This is a genomic window from Alistipes sp. CAG:268 (genome assembly GCA_000434235.1).
Taxonomy (GTDB): Bacteria; Bacteroidota; Bacteroidia; order Bacteroidales; family Rikenellaceae; genus Alistipes; species Alistipes avistercoris.
On record FR892005.1, the window covers coordinates 17,664 to 19,428 of the forward strand.

Below are 1,765 nucleotides of genomic sequence, written 5' to 3' on the forward strand. Positions count from 1 at the left end.
TTTTGATCCGGAAAAGTGCCGGGAAAGGGATCCGGGACACCTACCGCCGCCGGACGGTCGAGGTCTGCGCCTCCAGACGGCAGGGCCCGTCGTAAGTCACCTGGGACGTCGCGGCCGCATCGACGCGCAACGACTCCGAACACCACACGTCGGCCTTCGAATAGCTCGACGTACGGATGTCGTAGCGTTTCACCCGCAAATCCGGAGCCGAGAAGCTGCTCTGCGGCGAGAGCTGCACGGACACCGCCTCCACATCAGCCGAACCCGTGAACACGAGTTTCCCGTAACTGGCCACCGAAGCCTCGCACCGTCGGCCGGCAAAGGCACTCTGGAGCACTCCGCTGCTGCTGACCGAAGCCTTCAGCTCCGAAACATCGATCGGGCCGGAAAACCGGGCATAGCTCGACACCCCAACCGACGCGGCATCGGCCCGCAGCGCTCCCGAGAACTTGCCGCCGCTGCTGACCGAGAGGTCGGCCTGCGCAGCACGGATATCGCCGTTGAAGGAGCCGTAACTGCCCACCGAAACGGCGGCTGTTCCGACACACGACAGCGGGCCCTCGAAGGTCCCGTAGCTGGCGACAGTGAGCTGGGCGCCGGCGCTTTCGACCTTGCCCGTAAAACGGCCGTAACTCGACACCTGGAGCCGAGAATCTCCCGAATCGACGATATCGGCCTTCACGGAGCCATAGGAGGAGACCGAGACGGAAAGGTTCTTCACCCTGAGGGGCGTCGCACTCTCGAATCCGGCATAGGAACCGACCGAGATCTCACGCAGCGACGCCGACACGGGAACCACCACCGAAATGGAGAGGTTCTCGATCCGGCGGGTCCGCCCGGAGCGCGGCAGGAGACTGAAAGCCAGCCGACCGCCGGTACGGTCGAGTTTCAGGTAGTCGATCACGTTGTCATCGGCCGTCACCGTGATGGTCCGGGCCGTGGGACTGACGGTCACATGGAAGAAGGCGCCGGTCTCGATGGCCGTATAGTCGCCCGCTGTCCCCCAGTCCTGCGAGACACGCCGGCCGCTTCCGGACAACACCCGCGGCATCTCCGTGCGGCGTTCCCCCGCCGCGCGCTTGCTGCCCGTGCTTCCGCCCGCCGCGCGCTTGATGCTCGTGCCGATCTGTCCTTCGGCATTGTAGAGCTGCCGGATCTGCTCGGCCGTGAGCACCTCGGCAAAGCGGTCCACATAGTCGCGCTTGACCTGCGCCACGGCGGCGATGTTGGACAGGCGCTCCTTCAACACGGTGCGCTGGCGCGCATCGTCGGCCGTCACCGGATCGGAGACGCTGCGCACGGCGCGCTCCAGCGCCTCGCGATAGGAGGCATAGATCGGATCGAAGACCTTGCGCTGGCGAGCCGAAAGGTTCAGCAGACGGACCACCTCCTCACGGGCGGCGGCATTCAGTTCATCGAGCGTCTGACGTCCGGGGGCCGTCTGCTCGAAATCGTCGATGGCCGCCCGAATGTCGGCCACGGCCTGCCGCATCGCAGGGTCGGAGGAGGATCCCTCCGCATAAAACGCCGCCCCGAGAGCGACAATCAGCAGGAACATCTTCTTCATGGCAAAAGCGGTTTTCAAAGTTGTTGGTTGAAAAGGATATCGTCGTAATTTTCCGCAGCGGCCTGCTGCAGCGTCTCGGCCGGAGCCGTCGAGAGGAGGCCGTCGAAATCGGAGTGCCCGTCGGCCGCAGGCCGCTGCAGGCGGAGCGCCAGGACGACACCCGCCACAACCACGGCCGCACCGGCAGCGGCTATTCCC

The 1,765-nt window shown here is 65.3% G+C and carries 1 protein-coding gene and 1 pseudogene; both read right to left on the reverse strand.

From position 1 onward, the window contains the following. Positions 1 to 40: 40 nt before the first annotated feature. Positions 41 to 1,567: a GIN domain-containing protein gene (locus QZL63_RS06830; protein WP_022308578.1), complete on the reverse strand. Its 1,527-nt coding sequence runs from the start codon at positions 1,565 to 1,567 to the stop codon at positions 41 to 43. Positions 1,568 to 1,581: 14 nt separating this feature from the next. After that, a pseudogene (locus QZL63_RS06835) lies at positions 1,582 to 1,765 on the reverse strand (hypothetical protein); the annotation flags it as partial.

What these genes read in the sequence shown, in the direction of transcription:
- QZL63_RS06830 (WP_022308578.1), bottom strand. Translation starts at nt 1,567, where the DNA reads ATGAAGAAGATGTTCCTGCTGATTGTCGCTCTCGGGGCGGCGTTTTAT.